This is a genomic window from Solidesulfovibrio aerotolerans (assembly GCF_009856865.1).
GTDB classification, from domain to species: domain Bacteria; phylum Desulfobacterota; class Desulfovibrionia; order Desulfovibrionales; family Desulfovibrionaceae; genus Solidesulfovibrio; species Solidesulfovibrio aerotolerans.
The window spans coordinates 1-254 of the sequence record NZ_WVUD01000157.1 but is presented as its reverse complement, the minus strand read 5'-3'; the positions used below and the strand labels follow the sequence as shown (position 1 = coordinate 254).

Annotated in this window: 1 pseudogene; it reads left to right on the top strand. The window is 62.2% G+C overall.

The features are described from left to right. Positions 1-254, top strand: a pseudogene (locus tag GTA51_RS20515) (IS66 family transposase); the annotation flags it as partial.

Below are 254 nucleotides of genomic sequence, written 5' to 3'. Positions count from 1 at the left end.
CTGCATGGCCCATGTCCGGCGAAAATTTGTCGAGGTCGAGAAGACTACCGGCAAAAAGGCTGCGGGGGGCACGGCCCATGCCGTCCTGGACCTGATCGGCAAGCTCTACGGTGTGGAGCGCCAAGCCTGCGCCGGAGCAAATCAAAGCGCTACGAGCCGAAAAATCCAGCCCGATCCTGGACAAGCTCAAGGCGCTGCTTGATGCTCGCGTCGCCACCACCCCGCCCAAGAGTCTGCTTGGCAAGGCCGTCAGT